The sequence below is a fragment of the Sphingomonas hominis genome (genome assembly GCF_013328205.1).
Taxonomy (GTDB): domain Bacteria; phylum Pseudomonadota; class Alphaproteobacteria; order Sphingomonadales; family Sphingomonadaceae; genus Sphingomonas; species Sphingomonas hominis.
In genome coordinates this window covers 305,567-322,232 of sequence record NZ_JABULH010000001.1, presented here as the reverse complement: position 1 = coordinate 322,232, position 16,666 = coordinate 305,567, and the positions used below count along the sequence as shown (strand labels likewise).

Sequence of the window (16,666 nt, the reverse complement as noted above, 5' to 3'; positions counted from 1 at the left end):
GGGGACGCGCGCGTCAGCGCTTCGGGGTCAGCCGCAGCAGCTTGCCGTCGTCCTGGATCACCCAGATCGCGCCATCGGGCGCTTGCGCCACGTCGCGGATACGCTCGCCCATGGTCCACTGCTCGGCGGCGCGGGCCCGTTCGCCGTTCACCGCGACGCGGACCAGCGACTTGCTCGATAGTCCGGCGATGAACAGCGAGCCGCGATAGGCCGGGAACATCGCGGCGGTGTAGGCGATCATGCCGCCCGGCGAGATCACCGGGTTCCACCACGCGACCGGCGCCTGGAATTCGGGGCGCGAGGGGTGATCGGGTATCTCAACCCCCGAGTAATTGTCGCCGTTCGACACCAGCGGCCAGCCGTAATTTTTGCCCGGCTGGATCAGGTTGAGCTCGTCGCCGCCGCGCGGGCCCATTTCCTCCTCCCACAACCGACCGTCGGGCGTGAAGACGAGGCCGTAAGGGTTGCGATGCCCGCTCGACCAGGTCATCGCGCGCACCCCGCCCGCCTTGTACATCGGGTTGCCCGGCCATGCCGCGCCGTCGAGCGTCAGGCGCATGATCTTGCCGAGCGCTTGCTCCGGGTCCTGCGCGGGAGTGAAGCGCTGGCGCTCGCCAGAGGTCAGGAACAGCGACTTGCCGTCGGGCGCGAAGGCGATGATCGCGCCGAACTGCCCGCCCGGACCGTCCGAGCCCGCGCGCCAGATCACGCGTTGATCGCGCAGGCTAGTGCCATCGAGGCGCGCACGCATCAGCGCGAGGCTCGACCCGCCGTTGGGGCGCGGCTCGGCATAGCTCAGGTAGATCGTGCGGCTGGTCGCGAAATCGGGCGCGGGCGCGACGTCGAGCAACCCGCCCTGCCCGCCGCCCGCCACCGCGGGGACGCCCGCGATTTCGGACACGCGCCCGTCGGCGGCGCGCAGCTTGAGCGCGCCCGCCTTCTCGGTCACCAGCAGGCTCGCGTCGGGCAGGAACGCGATCGAGAACGGGTCGCCGAACTGGCCCATCACGGTGATCGTGACGGGCGGCTCGGTTGCGGCAATGTTGGCGCGTCCGGTGGTCGCGGGCACGTTGCGCGCCGTTGGTGCCGGCGCGTTCTTCGGCACGGGAGCGTTGCTGCCGGCGACTTGAGGACCTTGCGGCCCCTGCGTCACGTCGCCGGGCGCAGCGGCGGTGTTCGCGCCGGCCTGTGCCTGCGGCTCGGCGGAGCAGGCGGTCGAGGCGAGCAGCGCGGCGGTGAAGGCGATCAGGCGCACGGATTTGTTCCCCCAAGTAGCAATGTTTCTTCCGCCACAAAGACGAAGGCTACATACTTGTTCCGGCGCGGGCCTGTCACGAAGCCCCGTCACGAAGCGTTGCCGGGTTGCGAGGTAGCCGCGATCGGTCTATATCAATCGTGCTTTCTCTTACATCGCGAGGTGCAAGGGGCTGCGGGGCTCGCTCCGCGGCGGCAAGAAACGCATGTTCGGATGATCCGCTTGGACGATGTAACTGCTCTATCCACCATGATCGCGCCCGAGGCCGAGGCACTCGGTTTCGCGCTGGTGCGCGTGCGCCTGTTCGGCAAGGGCGACGAGCGCACGTTGCAGGTGATGGCCGAGCGTCCCGACACGCGCCAGTTGACGATCGACGATTGCGCCGATCTGTCGCGCCGCATCTCCGACCAGCTCGACGCGGCGGAGGAAGCCGGGCGCGATTACATCGACGGCGCCTATCGGCTCGAGGTGTCGAGCCCCGGCATCGACCGCCCGCTGACCCGGTTGCAGGATTTCGAGGATTGGAAGGGGCATGAGGCCCGCATCCACCTGACCGCGCCGGTCGATGGACGCAAGCAATTGACCGGCGACCTCGTCGGCACCGACGGCGACCGGATCACGATCGACGTGCGCAAGCATGAGGCGATGACGATCGGGTTCGACCAGGTCGCCGACGCGAAGCTGCTGCTCACCGACCGGCTGATCGCCGCCACCGTTCCGCTCTCGCTCGAGGGCGCGGAAGAAGAAGAATTCGAAGAAGAGGACAGTCAGTAAGATGGCCACGGGCGTCACTGCGAACCGCGCGGAACTGATCGCGATCGCCAATTCGGTCGCGTCGGAGAAGATGATCGACAAGGGCATCGTCATCGAGGCGATGGAGGACGCGATCCAGCGCGCGGCGCGCACGCGCTACGGCCAGGAGATGGACATCCGCGCCAAGCTCGATCCCAACAACGGCGACCTGCGCTTGTGGCGCGTCGTCGAGGTGGTCGAGCTGGTCGACGACATCTACAAGCAGGTCGACCTGAAGGGCGCGCAGAAGCTTCAGGCTGGCGCCGAGCTGGGCGACTTCCTGGTCGATCCACTGCCCCCGATCGAGTTCGGCCGCATCCAGGCGCAGGCCGCCAAGCAGACGATCTTCCAGAAGGTGCGCGACGCCGAACGCGAGCGCCAGTTCGAGGAATATAAGGACCGCGCGGGTGAGATCATCACCGGCGTCGTCAAGCGCGTCGAGTTCGGCCACATCGTCGTGGATCTCGGCCGCGCCGAGGGCGTGATCCGCCGCGACGCGCAGATCCCGCGCGAGGTGGTGCGCGTCAACGACCGCATCCGCTCGCTGATCCTGAAGGTGGTGCGCGAGAACCGCGGCCCGCAGATCTTCCTGTCCCGCGCGCACCCCGACTTCATGAAGAAGCTGTTCGCGCAGGAAGTACCCGAAATCTACGACGGCATCATCGAGATCAAGGCCGCGGCGCGTGATCCGGGCAGCCGCGCCAAGATCGGCGTCATCAGCCATGATTCGAGCATCGACCCCGTCGGCGCCTGCGTCGGCATGAAGGGTAGCCGCGTGCAGGCGGTGGTGCAGGAGATGCAGGGCGAGAAGATCGACATCATCCCCTGGTCGCCCGACACTGCGACCTTCGTCGTCAACGCGCTGCAGCCCGCCAATGTCGCGCGCGTCGTGATCGACGAGGAAGAGGACCGGATCGAGGTCGTCGTGCCCGACGATCAGCTCTCGCTCGCGATCGGTCGTCGCGGCCAGAACGTCCGCCTCGCATCGCAACTGACCGCCAAGGCGATCGACATCCTGACCGAGACCGACGCCAGCGAGAAGCGCCAGGCCGAGTTCGTCAAGAACACCGACACGTTCCAGAACGAGCTCGACGTCGACGAAACGCTGTCGCAGCTGCTGGTCGCCGAAGGCTTCACCGAGCTGGAGGAGGTCGCCTATATCGAGCTCGACGAGCTGGCGAGCATCGAAGGCTTCGACGAGGACCTCGCGCAGGAACTCCAGAGCCGCGCGCAGGAAGCGCTCGAGCGCCGCGAGACCGCGCAGCGCGAGGAGCGCCGCGCGCTGGGTGTCGAGGACGCCCTGGCCGAGCTGCCGTACATGACCGAGGCAATGCTGGTGACGCTGGGCAAGGCGAAGATCCGCACGCTCGACGACCTTGCCGACCTCGCAACCGACGAGCTGATCGAGAAGAAGCGCCAGGAACCGCGCCGCCGCAACGAGGACGCGCCCAAGCGCCCCGAGCACAAGGGCGGCGTGCTCGGTGCCTATGGCCTGACCGAGGAACAGGGCAACGAGATGATCATGGCGGCGCGCGCGCACTGGTTCGAGGACGAGCCGGCGGCCGAGGCTTCGAGCGTGGCCCATGAGGATGCCGAGCCCGCGGTGCAGGAGGCGGCGCGCGACTGATGCCGTTCGTGTCGATCAGGGTGTCGGGCTCCGCCACCAAGGAGCAGAAGGCGGGGATCGTGGCCGACGTCACGGCCTCGCTGGTCGCGCGGCTGGGCAAGAACCCGGCCGCGGTGCAGATCGTGATCGAGGAAGTGTCGACGGAGAATTACGGCGCGGGTGGGCAGTTGATCGCCGACCGCGACTCGCCCGCTCATGCTGCCGCTGCAAAGGGAGACGCGCATGCGGAACCCCGACCATGAGGCAATAGACGGCCCCACCCGCTCCTGCATCCTGACCCGCGACCGTGCGCCGCAGCACGCGCTGGTACGGTTGGTGCTCGGCCCCGATGGGCAGGTCTACCCCGACGTGCGCGCGAAGGCGCCGGGTCGCGGTGCCTGGATCGGGGTGACGCGCGGCGAACTGGAGCAAGCGCTGCCTAAGGGCCGGCTGCGCGGGGCGCTCGCGCGCGCGTTCAAGTCGAACGACGTGCAGGTGTCCGACACGCTACCCGCGGCGATCCAGGCCGCGTTGGAAAAGAACGCGCTCGACCGATTGGGGCTGGAGGCGCGTGCCGGCACGCTGCTGACCGGTGCCGAGCGGATCGAGAATGCGGCGCGCAGCGGGCAGTTGCGCGCGCTCTACCACGCCGCCGACGCGAGTGCCGACGGCGCGCGCAAGCTGGCACAGGCGTGGCGCGTCGGCTCGGAGCGTGAAGGAAGCGACCTCAAGGGTCTGGTTCTCGCCCTCCCGCGCCCCATATTGTCGTTGGCGCTGGGCCGCGAGAATGTGGTACACATCGGTGTCACCGACCGCGCGGCGGCCGACCGACTGGGCGAGGCGCTCGGTCGCTGGCTGCACTTTATCGGCCCTGATCCTATCCCGGCACCTTGCGAAACGGCCTCGCAAGGCGCATCGGCGCCCGGTCCCGACCGGATGCCTACGGCCGTGACGATGAACGAGGAATTTGAGTGAGCGAGACCGACAACGACAAGCCGAAGCTCGGAATGCGCGCGCCGCTGGGCGTGAAGCGCACGGTCGAGACCGGCAAGGTGAAGCAGAGCTTCAGCCACGGCCGTAGCAATACGGTGGTGGTCGAGGTGAAGCGTCGCCGCGTGCTCGGTCCGCAGGGTGCGGCCGAGCAGGCCCCGGCGCCTGCGCCCGAGCCGACCCCGGTCGCGGCACCCGCGCCCGCGCCGACGCCGCCGCGCGCGCCCGTCAGCAACGAGAGCGCGCAGGAGCGCCAGGCCCGCATGCTGCGCGAGGCCGACGAGCAGCGGATGCACGCGCTCGAGGAAACGCGCCGCCGCCAGGAGGTCGAGCGCCAGCAGGCCGCCGAGGCCGAGCGCGCGCGCGTCGAGGAAAAGCGCCGTGCCGAGGCGGAAGCCAAGGCAGCACCCGCGCCCGCACCGGTCGAGACGCCGGCGCCCGTCGCCGCACCGACGCCTGCGCCCGAGCCGACGCCCGCACCCGCCGCGCCGGCGCTGACCGTCGCCACCCCGATGGGTGCGCGCGGCTTCCGCCCGGTAGTCCGCGAGACGCCGCCTGCGCCGCAGCCCCAGGCAGAGGCGACCCCGGCTCCCGCGCCGACGCCCGCACCCGCGCCCGTCGAGGCAGCAAAGCCCGAGCCGACTCCGGCGCCCGCACCTGCACCGACCCCCGCACCCGCGCCGCGCCCGGCGACGCTCGCGCCGCGTCCGGTGGTGGAGCTCGGCCGCGATCCTTCGATGCCGGCACCGCGCCGCTTCTCGCCGGTCGCTCGGCCCGAAATCCCCAAGCCGCAGCCCAAGCCCGAGCCCGTGCAGCAGCCCGCGGCCGCCGCGCCGACGACCTCGTCGGCTGGTCAGACCGCACGCCCGACCGCTGGCGGTCTGTCGCCCGCGCGCACCGCGCCGCCGTCGCGCCCGACGCAGCGCGACCGCAAGTCGGACGAGCGCCGCGGCGGCAAGCTGACCGTCAACCGTGCGCTCAATGAGGACGGCGCCCGCGCGCGCAGCCTCGCCGCCTTGAAGCGTGCACGCGAGAAGGAGAAGCGTGGCTTCGGCGGTCCGCGCGAGGCGCAGGCCAAGCAGGTCCGCGACGTGCAGGTGCCCGAGGCGATCACGGTGCAGGAACTCGCCAACCGCATGGCGGAAAAGGGCGCCGACCTCGTCAAGACGCTGTTCAAGCTCGGCATGCCGGTCACCATGACGCAGACAATCGACCAGGATACCGCGGAACTGCTGGTGACCGAATTCGGCCACAACATCGTCCGCGTGTCCGACGCCGATATCGATCTGCAGGTCGACACGGCCGAGGACGTCGACACCGATCTGCAGCCGCGTCCGCCGGTCGTGACCATCATGGGCCACGTCGACCACGGCAAGACCAGCTTGCTCGACGCACTGCGCGGCACCGACGTGGTGCGCGGTGAGGCCGGCGGCATCACGCAGCACATTGGTGCCTATCAGGTGACGCTCAAGGACAAGTCGAAGATTACCTTCCTCGACACGCCGGGTCACGAGGCGTTCACCGCTATGCGTGCGCGCGGCGCCGACGTCACCGACATCGTGGTGCTGGTGGTCGCGGCCGACGACGGGCTGATGCCGCAGACGATCGAGGCGATCAACCACACCAAGGCGGCGGGCAAGCCGATGATCGTGGCGATCAACAAGGTCGACAAGCACGACGCCAACCCGCAGCGCGTGCGCGAGCGTCTGCTCGAGCATGACGTGCAGGTCGAGGAAATGGGCGGCGAGACGCAGGACGTCGAAGTCTCCGCATTGAAGAAGACCGGCCTCGACGAGCTGATCGAGAAGATCCAGCTTCAGGCCGAGTTGCTCGAACTGCGTGCCAACCCCGATCGCGCGGCCGAGGGCAGCGTGGTCGAGGCCAAGCTCGACAAGGGCCGTGGTCCGGTCGCCACCGTGCTCGTCACGCGCGGCTCGCTCAAGGTCGGCGACGTGTTCGTCGTCGGCGCGGAGAGCGGCAAGGTGCGCGCGATCGTCGACGACAAGGGGCGTCAGCTCAAGGTCGCGGGTCCGTCGATGCCGGTTGAGGTGCTGGGCATCACCGGCACACCGTCGGCAGGCGACCAGTTGCAGGTGGTCGAGAACGAGCAGCGTGCGCGCGAAGTGGCGGAATATCGCCAGGGCGTGCTGACGCAGAAGCGCACCACCTCGGCCCCGGCGAGCCTCGAGAGCATGTTCTCGGCACTCGCCGCGAACAAGGCGATCGAATACCCGCTGGTCGTGAAGGCGGACACGCAAGGCACGGTCGAGGCGATCGTCGCGTCGATCAACAAGATCTCGACCGACCTGATCCGCGCGCGCGTGCTCCATTCGGGCGTCGGTGGCATCACCGAGAGCGATGTGACGCTGGCGGGTGCGAGCGGAGCCCCGATCATCGGCTTCAACGTCCGCGCGAACGCCAAGGCACGCGAGATCGCCGAGCGGCAGAAGGTGGCGTTGAAATATTACGACGTCATCTACGACCTGATCGACGAGATCCGCGCCGGCATGGCGGGCGAGCTCGGGCCGGAAGCGTTCGAGACCGTCGTTGGTCGCGCCGAGATCCGCGAGGTCTTCTCGGCCGGCAAGCACGGTCGCGCGGCGGGTCTGCTCGTCACCGACGGTGTTATCCGCAAGGCGCTCAAGGCACGCATCACGCGCCAGGACGTCATCATCTACCAGGGCGAGATCGCGTCGCTTCGTCGCTTCAAGGACGACGTCGCCGAGGTCCGCGCCGGTCTGGAATGCGGTGTGACGTTCACGCAGAACTTCACCGACATCAAGGCAGGCGATTACCTGGAAACCTACGAAGTCGAGCTGCGCGAGCGCACGCTGTAAAATCATCTAGCCCTCTCCCCGCCGGGGAGAGGGTTGGGAGAGGGGCCGAGCTAGGCGTTGTCCTCTGCGAGGCATCGTCCCCTCACCCCACCCCTCTCCCCAGAGGGGAGAGGGAGTTTTGAAATGAACAAAGAACCGCAGGAAAAGTCCGTCCGTACGCTGCGCGTCGGCGAGCAGGTGCGCCACGTCCTGTCCGAGATTCTCCAGCGCGGCGACGTGCACGACGAGACGCTCGCCAAGCACGTCGTGAGCGTGACGGAAGTGCGCATGTCGCCCGACCTGCGTCACGCGACGGTGTTCGTAAAGTCGCTGCTCGGGCGCGATGAGGAAGCGGTGCTGAAGGCGCTGCGCACCAACACCGCCTATCTCCAGCGCGAGGTCGCGCACCGCGTGCAGAACAAATATGCCGCCAAGCTGAAGTTCCTCGCGGACGAGAGCTTCGACGAGGGCAGCCACATCGACGCGCTGCTGCGTCGCCCGGAAGTCGCGCGCGACCTCGACGCTGAATAACGCGCGCCTGCCGTGGCCAAGCTGTATTTCTACTACGCCAGCATGAACGCCGGCAAGTCGACGAACCTGCTCCAGGCCGACTTCAACTACCGCGAGCGCGGCATGGCGACGATGCTGTTCACCGCCGCGATCGATGACCGCTTCGCCGCGGGCACGATCACCTCGCGCATCGGCCTGTCCGCGCCCGCGACTCCGTTCGACGCGGCGACCGATATCGCTGCACAGGTCGCCGCACGACACGCCGACGCGCCGGTCGCGTGCGTACTGGTCGACGAGGCGCAATTCCTCACCGACGCGCAGGTCGACCAGCTCGCCTGGCTCGCCGACACGCTCGGCGTGCCCGTCCTCGCTTATGGTCTGCGCACCGACTTCCAGGGTGCGTTGTTCCCCGGCTCGGCGCGCCTCCTCGCGCTCGCCGATTCGCTCATCGAGATCAAGTCGGTCTGCGCGTGCGGGCGCAAGGCGACGATGAACCTGCGCGTCGACGATGGCGGTCGCCCGATCGCGCAGGGGCAGCAGACCGAGATCGGCGGCAACGACCGCTACGTCGCGCTGTGCCGCCGTCATTTCACCGAGGCGCTAGCGGGCTGATCGGCGGGAACGCTCGCACCGGCGAACCCGCGGTCCGACACACCGCACCAACCCTATCCACTCGTCACCCCGGACCTGACCCGGAGTCCCGCTTCTCAGCGGCGCCGCGCACAAGAAGCGGGATCCCGGATCAAGCCCGGGATGACGGTTTATGAAGGCGCAGCGTTGGTGGCGCGGACAGCCGAGTTCACGGGATCGTGGCGAACAAGGGCTTGAGCCTCGTTCTGCTCACACTGTCATAGCAGCCGCTCGATTGAGCCCGGCACAGACATCGCATCGACACGCAAGCACACTAAGCCTCGGCGCTGTTACGTTCGACACAGCCCATCATCCGACCCAATCGTCACCCCCGACCTGATCCGAAGTCCCGCTTCTCAGCGGCGCCGCGCACAAGAAGCGGGATCCCGGCTCAAGGGCGGCATGATGGCGGATCAAACAAAAGAAAGCCCCGGCCAGTTTACCCAGCCGGGGCTCATCTCACGTGTCGCTACGGCGCAAGTTACGCCTTGACCGTCTCCGCCTTGCCGCCCTTCTTCTTGGGCTTGGGCGCCGCTGGCTCGATCGCGAACGACAAAGCATTGTCCTTGAGAGTCACCGTCACCTCGCCGCCGTGGACCAGCTTGCCGAACAGCAGTTCCTCGGCGAGCGGCTGCTTGATCTTTTCCTGGATCAAACGGCCCATCGGGCGGGCGCCGTACAGCTTGTCATAGCCCTTGGTCGTCAGCCACGTCTTCGCCTCGTCATCGAGCTTGATGTGGACGTCACGGTCGGCCAGCTGCAGTTCGAGCTGGAGGATGAACTTGTCGACCACCCGGGCGACGACCTCAGGCGGCAGGTAACCGAACGGCACGATCGCATCGAGGCGGTTGCGGAACTCGGGCGTGAACATCTTCTGCACCGCCTGCTCGTCCTCGCCCTCGCGGGTCAAATTGCCGAAGCCGACCGTCTCGCGCGCCATGTCGCTCGCCCCCGCATTGGTCGTCATGATCAGGATGACGTTGCGGAAGTCGACCGTCTTGCCGTGCTGGTCGGTTAGGCGACCGTTGTCCATCACCTGCAACAGGATGTTGAACAGATCCGGGTGCGCCTTCTCGATCTCGTCGAGCAGCAGCACGCAATGCGGGTTCTGGTCGACCGCGTCGGTCAAGAGACCACCCTGGTCGAACCCGACATAGCCCGGGGGCGCGCCGATCAAGCGACTAACCGAGTGGCGCTCCATATATTCCGACATGTCGAACCGCTGGAGCGGAATGCCGAGGATCGTGGAAAGCTGCTTTGCCACCTCGGTCTTGCCGACGCCGGTCGGACCCGAGAACAGATAGTTACCAATCGGCTTCTCCGGCTCACGCAGGCCGGCGCGCGCCAGCTTGATCGCGCTCGACAGCTTCTCGATCGCCGCATTCTGCCCGAACACGACGCGCTTCAGGTCGGTTTCGAGATGCTCCAGCACCTTCTTGTCGTCGGTCGACACCGACTTGGCCGGGATGCGCGCCATCGTCGCGATGACCTGCTCGATCTCCTTGGCGGTGATCGTCTTCTTGCGCTTGTTCGGAGCCACCAACATCTGCATCGCGCCGACCTCGTCGATCACGTCGATCGCCTTGTCGGGCAGCTTGCGGTCGTTGATGTAGCGCGCCGACAGTTCCACCGCCGACTTGATCGCCTCGGGCGTGTACTTGACGGAGTGATGCGTCTCGAACGCGCTGCGCAGCCCGGCGAGGATCTTGATCGTGTCCTCGACCGACGGCTCGTTGACGTCGATCTTCTGGAACCGGCGCAGCAGCGCGCGATCCTTCTCGAAGTGGTTGCGGAACTCCTTGTAGGTGGTCGAACCGATGCAGCGGATCGTCCCGCCCGACAGCGCCGGCTTGAGCAGGTTCGACGCGTCCATGGCTCCGCCCGATGTCGCGCCCGCACCGATCACCGTGTGGATTTCGTCGATGAAGAGCACCGCGTCGGGCATCTTCTCCAGCTCGTTGACGACTGCCTTCAACCGCTCCTCGAAGTCGCCGCGGTAACGCGTGCCGGCGAGCAGCGCGCCCATGTCGAGCGAGTAGATGACGGCAGGTAGCAGCACCTCGGGCACGTCGCCCTCGACGATCTTGCGCGCCAGTCCTTCCGCGATCGCGGTCTTGCCGACGCCGGGATCGCCGACATAGAGCGGGTTGTTCTTGGAGCGGCGGCACAGGATTTGCACCGTCCGATCGACCTCAGCCGAGCGCCCGATCAGCGGATCGACCTTGCCGGTCTTCGCCTTCTCGTTCAGGTCGACGGTGAATTGCTTGAGCGCGCTCTCGCCCTTCTTGCCGTCGGCCTTTTCCTTTTTCTCTTCCTCCGCACCCTTCACGCTGGTCGCCTCCGGGGTGGCGTTGCCCTTGCCAACGCCGTGGCTGATGAAACTCACCGCATCCAGCCGGCTCATGTCCTGCTGCTGGAGGAAGTAGACCGCGTAGCTCTCGCGCTCGCTGAACAAGGCAACGAGCACGTTGGCGCCCGTCACCTCGTCGCGGCCCGAGGATTGGACGTGGAGGATTGCGCGCTGGACGACGCGCTGGAAGCCGCTGGTGGGCGACGGATCGGTGGCGGCGTCGACCTTCAACGCGCCGAGTTCGGTGTCGAGGTAATGCGCGACGGTGGTCTTGAGCTCACCCGTGTCGACGCCGCACGCGCCCATTACCTGGGCGGCATGCTCGTCGTCGATCAACGCGAGCAACAGGTGCTCGAGCGTCGCATATTCGTGGCGACGCGAGGACGCGGCCTCGAGCGCCTTGTGCAGCGTGGTCTCTAGTGCGCTGGCAAAGGAAGGCATCAGTTACTTACTCCTGTCGGACGCCGCCCGAACAGGCGATGCCCTTTCAACCCATGTCGGGAGCCGGACCGTCCGCATCAAGCCGCACCCGATCCACGCCGTGAGGAAGTTAAACTTGGGGCGCCGCCACTTGGCTCCACGATGCGCGTCACGGTTCGTCGCAACCCGCCTGTGCCCTGCAGCCATCCCTGCTGGCCGCGTCTGTCGCAGACGCCCGACGCTCACCTCCACCCGTGTCCGTCGTGACCGGGTAGAAGCGCGCTGCCGCATCATCGCGTGATGGGGTGCTTCGGCTGGGCTCTGACGGCACGCCCGTTCATGACTTGAACCCCGTTCATGACTTAAACCCCGTTCATGACTTGAACAGGGCATCCGCACTGGCGCGGTGGCTGACCGCGCCGTCGATCTTGGCGCGGCACCGCGCGATCTCGCCTTCCAGAGCCGCAACGCGCGCCTCCAGCTCGGCGACCGACAGCCGATCGAGGTCCTCGCGCAGCAAGGCCGTCAGCGGGTCGTCGCCGCGGCGACCGAGGATATCGTCCAAGTCCACGGCGATGAACGTTGACCGTGCCCGACGCGAAGTCAATAAGACCGCCGCAAAATGGGGGAAATCGGTAATGGGTGACGTGCCCGAGACGATGCTGGCGATCGACCCGGATACGCCGGGCGGACCCGAGGTGCTGGTGCCGGGCGAGCGCCCGGTCCCGTCCCCCGCGGCGGGCGAGGTGCTGATCCGCGTCGCGGCGGCGGGGGTCAACCGCCCCGACGTGCTCCAGCGCAAGGGTGGCTACCCGCCCCCGCCGGGCGCGCCGCGCACGCTCGGGCTCGAACTGTCAGGCACGATCGTCGCGGTCGGCGACGAGGTCGACGCGGCGATGATCGGCCAGCCGGTCTGCGCGTTGGTCGCGGGCGGCGCCTATGCCGAATACGCCGTCGCTCCTGCCGCGCAGTGCCTGCCCGTTCCAGAATCGCTGTCCATGGCCGAGGCCGCCGCGCTGCCCGAGACGTTGTTCACCGTGTGGACCAATTTGTTCGAGCGCGCCTTCGCGGTCGAGGGTGACACCGTGCTGGTGCACGGCGGCACGAGCGGCATCGGCACGATGGCGATCGCGCTCGCTCGACTGTTCGGCCTGACCATCATCGTCACCGCCGGGTCGGACGCCAAGTGCGAGGCCGCACGCACGCTCGGCGCGCACCACGCGATCAACTACCGCACGCAGGATTTCGTCGCCGAGGTGAAGGCGATCACCGGCGGCAAAGGCTGCGCCGCGGTGCTCGACATGGTCGGCGGCGATTACGTGCCGCGCAACCTGCAATGCCTGGCGGACGACGGCCGCCACGTCTCGATCGCGGTGCAGGGCGGCGCGACCGCGACCGTGCCGATCTTCGAGATCATGCGCCGCCGCCTGACGCTGACCGGCTCGACGCTGCGCGCGCGCGACGCGGCGTTCAAGGGCCTGGTCGCCGACGAACTGCACAAAACGGTATGGCCGCACGTCGAGGCGGGGCGCCTCAAGCCGGTGATCGACCGCAGCTTCCCACTCGCCGACGCGGCCGAGGCGCACCGCCGGATGGAGGCGGGCGACCATGTCGGTAAGATCGTGCTGACGCTCGACTGATCCTGCAACAACAAGGGCGGCGCACCCGATCAGGTACGCCGCCCACTTTGTTCGGGTCGACAATAGCCAGCGCGTCTCCGCGCCGGCCCGCGCCGATCAGTTGCTGTCGCTGTTGTCGTCGTCGTCGCCGCCGGTCGCAACCAGCACCACTGCGACGATCACCGCCAGGATACCGATGTTGATCAGCGTCGTGCCAGGTACCTGCGCGCCGATCTTGCTCGCCTTCGCGGCCGGCGTCGCGGCACGGACCGACAGCGACGCCGCCGGGTTGGTGGGCGCGGGTGCCGCGGCAGCGGCGGTGGACACGGTGAGCATTGCGGCTGCGACGCTGCCACCCAGCATGGACTTGAACGACATGATGATTTCCTCCTGTTTGTGTTCGCTTTCGCCGCGCGGCCGCGCAAGTCAACGCCGCCGCGCGCCCCTCAAGCGCTTGAGGGCGTAAAAGCAGATCGATGTTGCAAGCGTGAGACAGTTCCGCGTGGCATTACCGGCCGACGGGCCCCACCAACCGACAGTGACGCCGAACCGTCATGCCCCTGTCGTGCCGCCGTCACGGCCCTGTCGCGCCCGCGTCACGCGCCCGAGACGCGCACGTAACATGGTTGGTTTATGACCTTTCCCGACCGGGAGAGCCTCGCCATGACCGCCAAGACGATCGCGCGCCTACGTTCCGTTGCTGCACGAGACGGCAGCAGCGCCGACATCACCGACCTGCTCGATTTCGCCGCCGCACGCCCTGCGCGTCCCGAACCCGAGGGCCCAGAGGCCGAGCGGGCGCGCCGCCGTTATCGCACGATCTGGATCAGCGACGTGCATCTGGGCACGCGCGGCTGCAACGCCGACCTGCTGATCGACTTCCTCGACCATGTCGACAGCGACACGATGTACCTGGTCGGCGACATGATCGACGGCTGGCGGCTGAAGAAGCGCTTCTACTGGCCCGCGGCGCACAACGATGTTGTCTGGCGCCTGATGAAGCGCGTGCGTCGCGGCACGCGGATGATCTACATCCCCGGCAACCACGACGAGATGTTTCGCCAGTTCGCGGGCCTCGACTTTGGCGGCATCCAGATCAGGCGCAAGGCGATCCACGAGACCGCCGACGGTCGCCGCCTGCTCGTCCTCCACGGCGACGAGTTCGACGCGATCACGCTGGCGCACACCTGGCTCGCGCACGTCGGCGACGTCGCCTATCACGCGCTGATGGAGGTAAACCGCTGGGTAAACGCCTTCCGCCGCCGCGCCGGCATGCCTTATTGGTCGCTGTCGAAACACGCCAAGGCGAAGGTCAAGAACGCGGTCGCCTTCATCTCGCGCTTCGAGGAAGTCGTCGCACAAGCCGCCGGCTCGCGCGGCGTCGACGGCGTCGTGTGCGGGCACATCCACACCGCCGAGATCCGCGACATCGCCGGGGTCGCTTATTACAATGACGGCGACTGGGTGGAGGGCTGCACCGCGCTAGTCGAACATCACGACGGCCGCATGGAGCTGCTCCACTGGGCCGACGAGATCGCGCGCCGCCCGCGCGTGACGAGCGAGCCCGCACCCCTCACACTCGCGGCCTGAGCACCTCATGCGGATCGCGATCGTCACCGACGCCTGGGCGCCGCAGGTCAACGGCGTGGTGCGCACGCTGGAGGCGACGCGCGCGCACCTGCTCGCGGCGGGGCACGACGTGCTGGTGGTCGCGCCTGACGCCTTCGCCAGCCTCCCCTGCCCGACCTACCCCGAAATTCGCCTCGCGCTCGCCGGGCGTTCGGCGGTCGGCCGCCGCCTCGCCGCCTTCGCGCCGCACGCGATCCACATCGCGACCGAGGGCCCGCTCGGGCTCGCGGCCAGGCGTTGGTGCGGCGCGCGCGCGCTGCCGTTCACCACCGCTTATCACACGCAATTCCCCGATTACGTGTCCGCGCGCACCGGCATGGATCCCGAATGGGTGTGGCGCTACGTCCGCTGGTTCCACGCCGCGGCCGAGGCGGTGCTCGTCTCCACCCCGACGATCGCCGATACGCTCCACCGCCACGGTCTGCCGCATACCCGGCTGTGGGGCCGCGGCGTCGACCTCGACTGCTTCACGCCCGACGGGCCAATCGACCCGGCGATCCGCGCGCTGCCCGGCCCCGTGCTGCTCTACGTCGGCCGCGTCGCGGTGGAGAAGAATTTGGAGGCGTTCCTCAGCGCCCCTGCCGCGGGCAGCAAGGTCGTGATCGGCGACGGCCCCGCGCTCGCCCCCCTGCAGCAACGCTTTCCCGCCGCGCATTTCCTCGGCCGCCGGTCGGGCGACGCGCTTGCCGCGGCGTATCGCAGCGCCGACGCTTTCGTCTTTCCCAGCCGCACCGACACGTTCGGACTGGTGATGATCGAGGCGATCGCCTGCGGCACGCCCGTCGCCGCTTTTCCGGTGCCCGGTCCCGTCGACGTGCTCACCCCTGCCACCGGCGCGATCCACGCGGACATGACACGGGCAATCGCCAGCGCGCTGACGCTCGACCGCCACCCCTGCGCCCACGCCGCGCAACGCTTCACCTGGACCGCCAGCACCGAACAGTTCCTCGCCGCGCTGCAACCGATCGGATCAACACGGCTAGCCGCCTGACTCGTCATCCACGGCTCACCCAGCCTCACCGTCATCCCCGGCTCCACCCGGGATCCCGCTTCTTCTCTTCCGGCATCGCCGACCCGATCCGCCGCAACCGCGCCCCGCACACCCCGCTTGCCCTCGCGCGCGCCACGCACTAAGTCCGTCGGCATCATGCGGCCGCTCCGGTAAGGGGCGGCCCTTTGCATTTATGGAGTTCCCGCATGGCCCAGCCGCTCATGCCCCACGCCACCGCTTCCTGGCTGGTCGACAATACCGCCCTCTCCTTTGAGCAGATCGCCGACTTCTGCGACCTCCACATCCTCGAAGTGCAGGCGATCGCCGACGACACTGCGGCAAGCAAGCTGACCGGGCGCGATCCCGTCCGCGCGCACGAGGTGACGCAGGAAGAGGTCGATCGCGCACAGGCCGATCCCGACTACCGGATGCAGATGACCAAGGGCCCCGAGCAGGTCCGCCGCACCAAGGGCCCGCGCTACACGCCCGTATCGAAGCGGCAGGACAAGCCCGACGGCATCGCCTGGATCATCCGCAACCATCCCGAAATCTCGGACGGGCAGATCTCGCTGCTGATCGGCACCACGCGCACGACGATCGCCGCGATCCGCGACCGCAGCCACTGGAACATCGCCAACATCACGCCGAAGGACCCGGTTACGCTCGGCCTCACCAGCCAGCGCGAACTCGACGCCGCAGTCAACAAGGCGGCAAAGGCGGCTGGCATCGAGCAGCAGCAGACCGACACCCGCCTCGACGGCGATCGTCAAGCGCTGATCGCGAGCCTTCGCGCCGAGCGCGACCAGGCCGCACGCGACGCGGAGAATGGCGAGGGCTTCGACGAGGGCGCGACCGCCCGCCCGGCGTTCGAGGACCCATTCCGCCGCTGAGCCACGCGCCGGCTGTCCTACAGCCCGGCCGCGCAATACAGCGAGAGCCGCGACCGGAACCTCCGGCCGCGGCTCTTTTCATGGTCGATCCAAGCGGACCGTCATCTCGGTCCGCCGCGAACAGCAGCACCGGGTAGGAGTGTCGTACCCACCCTACCACTACCGTCA

15 protein-coding genes are annotated in these 16,666 nt (G+C 68.1%); 11 read left to right on the top strand and 4 right to left on the bottom strand.

The genetic code is table 11. The features are described from left to right. Positions 1–13 precede the first annotated feature (13 nt). On the bottom strand, positions 14–1,249 hold the full coding sequence (locus HRV97_RS01645; protein WP_174192600.1) for a PQQ-dependent sugar dehydrogenase: 1,236 nt from the start codon (positions 1,247–1,249) through the stop codon (positions 14–16). Between the two features lie 219 nt (positions 1,250–1,468). Here HRV97_RS01645 and rimP point away from each other — a divergent pair, with 219 nt between their 5' ends. From rimP to HRV97_RS01610, 7 genes are all read left to right on the top strand, one after another. Then, a complete protein-coding gene (gene rimP, locus HRV97_RS01640) occupies positions 1,469–2,029 on the top strand; it encodes a ribosome maturation protein RimP (protein ID WP_174191957.1) in 561 nt (186 codons plus the stop codon). A 1-nt stretch (position 2,030) separates the two neighbouring features. Further along, the gene (gene nusA / locus HRV97_RS01635; RefSeq protein ID WP_174191956.1) at positions 2,031–3,674 is read left to right on the top strand and encodes a transcription termination factor NusA; all 1,644 of its coding nucleotides are present in this window, start codon (positions 2,031–2,033) and stop codon (positions 3,672–3,674) included. Beyond that, on the top strand, positions 3,674–3,916 hold the full coding sequence (locus HRV97_RS01630) for a tautomerase family protein (protein ID WP_174191955.1): 243 nt from the start codon (positions 3,674–3,676) through the stop codon (positions 3,914–3,916). Before nusA ends, HRV97_RS01630 begins: the two co-directional genes overlap by 1 nt. Next, positions 3,897–4,628, top strand: coding sequence for a DUF448 domain-containing protein (locus HRV97_RS01625; protein WP_223176538.1), 732 nt, complete (start codon positions 3,897–3,899; stop codon positions 4,626–4,628). The genes HRV97_RS01630 and HRV97_RS01625 overlap by 20 nt, the downstream gene beginning before the upstream one ends. Further along, positions 4,625–7,480 carry a translation initiation factor IF-2 gene (gene infB / locus HRV97_RS01620; protein ID WP_174191954.1) on the top strand — a complete coding sequence of 952 codons (2,856 nt, stop codon included), beginning with the start codon at positions 4,625–4,627 and terminating at the stop codon, positions 7,478–7,480. The genes HRV97_RS01625 and infB overlap by 4 nt, the downstream gene beginning before the upstream one ends. 123 nt (positions 7,481–7,603) lie before the next feature. Continuing rightward, entirely contained in the window at positions 7,604–7,990 is a 387-nt protein-coding gene (gene rbfA, locus HRV97_RS01615) for a 30S ribosome-binding factor RbfA (RefSeq protein ID WP_174191953.1), read from the top strand. A gap of 12 nt (positions 7,991–8,002) precedes the next feature. Then, the gene (locus tag HRV97_RS01610) at positions 8,003–8,581 is read left to right on the top strand and encodes a thymidine kinase (protein ID WP_174191952.1); all 579 of its coding nucleotides are present in this window, start codon (positions 8,003–8,005) and stop codon (positions 8,579–8,581) included. A gap of 499 nt (positions 8,582–9,080) precedes the next feature. Here the strand turns inward: HRV97_RS01610 and clpA are convergent, their stop codons facing one another. Together clpA and HRV97_RS01600 are read right to left on the bottom strand one after the other, a co-directional pair. Then, positions 9,081–11,390, bottom strand: a complete 2,310-nt coding sequence (gene clpA, locus HRV97_RS01605) for an ATP-dependent Clp protease ATP-binding subunit ClpA (protein ID WP_174191951.1) — start codon at positions 11,388–11,390, stop codon at positions 9,081–9,083. 352 nt (positions 11,391–11,742) lie between these two features. Beyond that, entirely contained in the window at positions 11,743–11,940 is a 198-nt protein-coding gene (locus tag HRV97_RS01600) for a DUF1192 family protein (protein ID WP_174191950.1), read from the bottom strand. Positions 11,941–12,007: 67 nt separating this feature from the next. On the opposite strand from HRV97_RS01600, the gene HRV97_RS01595 reads away from it, so the two are divergent. Further along, positions 12,008–13,009, top strand: a complete 1,002-nt coding sequence (locus tag HRV97_RS01595; protein WP_174191949.1) for an NAD(P)H-quinone oxidoreductase — start codon at positions 12,008–12,010, stop codon at positions 13,007–13,009. Positions 13,010–13,105: 96 nt separating this feature from the next. Here HRV97_RS01595 and HRV97_RS01590 read toward each other — a convergent pair whose 3' ends face one another. Next, positions 13,106–13,366 carry a hypothetical protein gene (locus tag HRV97_RS01590; protein ID WP_174191948.1) on the bottom strand — a complete coding sequence of 87 codons (261 nt, stop codon included), beginning with the start codon at positions 13,364–13,366 and terminating at the stop codon, positions 13,106–13,108. A 285-nt stretch (positions 13,367–13,651) separates the two neighbouring features. Here HRV97_RS01590 and HRV97_RS01585 point away from each other — a divergent pair, with 285 nt between their 5' ends. The 3 genes from HRV97_RS01585 to HRV97_RS01575 all read left to right on the top strand — a co-directional run bounded on the left by HRV97_RS01585 (position 13,652) and on the right by HRV97_RS01575 (position 16,498). Further along, the gene (locus tag HRV97_RS01585; RefSeq protein ID WP_174192596.1) at positions 13,652–14,578 is read left to right on the top strand and encodes a UDP-2,3-diacylglucosamine diphosphatase; all 927 of its coding nucleotides are present in this window, start codon (positions 13,652–13,654) and stop codon (positions 14,576–14,578) included. Between the two features lie 7 nt (positions 14,579–14,585). Beyond that, positions 14,586–15,608 carry a glycosyltransferase family 4 protein gene (locus HRV97_RS01580; RefSeq protein ID WP_174191947.1) on the top strand — a complete coding sequence of 341 codons (1,023 nt, stop codon included), beginning with the start codon at positions 14,586–14,588 and terminating at the stop codon, positions 15,606–15,608. 206 nt (positions 15,609–15,814) lie between these two features. Beyond that, positions 15,815–16,498, top strand: a complete 684-nt coding sequence (locus tag HRV97_RS01575) for a DUF1013 domain-containing protein (protein WP_174191946.1) — start codon at positions 15,815–15,817, stop codon at positions 16,496–16,498. The last annotated feature ends 168 nt before the right edge of the window (positions 16,499–16,666 follow it).

What these genes read in the sequence shown, in the direction of transcription:
- rimP (WP_174191957.1), top strand. Translation starts at nt 1,469, where the DNA reads ATGATCCGCTTGGACGATGTAACTGCTCTATCCACCATGATCGCGCCC.
- nusA (WP_174191956.1), top strand. Translation starts at nt 2,031, where the DNA reads ATGGCCACGGGCGTCACTGCGAACCGCGCGGAACTGATCGCGATCGCC.
- HRV97_RS01630 (WP_174191955.1), top strand. Translation starts at nt 3,674, where the DNA reads ATGCCGTTCGTGTCGATCAGGGTGTCGGGCTCCGCCACCAAGGAGCAG.
- HRV97_RS01625 (WP_223176538.1), top strand. Translation starts at nt 3,897, where the DNA reads ATGCGGAACCCCGACCATGAGGCAATAGACGGCCCCACCCGCTCCTGC.
- rbfA (WP_174191953.1), top strand. Translation starts at nt 7,604, where the DNA reads ATGAACAAAGAACCGCAGGAAAAGTCCGTCCGTACGCTGCGCGTCGGC.
- clpA (WP_174191951.1), bottom strand. Translation starts at nt 11,390, where the DNA reads ATGCCTTCCTTTGCCAGCGCACTAGAGACCACGCTGCACAAGGCGCTC.
- HRV97_RS01595 (WP_174191949.1), top strand. Translation starts at nt 12,008, where the DNA reads ATGGGTGACGTGCCCGAGACGATGCTGGCGATCGACCCGGATACGCCG.
- HRV97_RS01590 (WP_174191948.1), bottom strand. Translation starts at nt 13,366, where the DNA reads ATGTCGTTCAAGTCCATGCTGGGTGGCAGCGTCGCAGCCGCAATGCTC.
- HRV97_RS01585 (WP_174192596.1), top strand. Translation starts at nt 13,652, where the DNA reads ATGACCGCCAAGACGATCGCGCGCCTACGTTCCGTTGCTGCACGAGAC.
- HRV97_RS01580 (WP_174191947.1), top strand. Translation starts at nt 14,586, where the DNA reads ATGCGGATCGCGATCGTCACCGACGCCTGGGCGCCGCAGGTCAACGGC.
- HRV97_RS01575 (WP_174191946.1), top strand. Translation starts at nt 15,815, where the DNA reads ATGGCCCAGCCGCTCATGCCCCACGCCACCGCTTCCTGGCTGGTCGAC.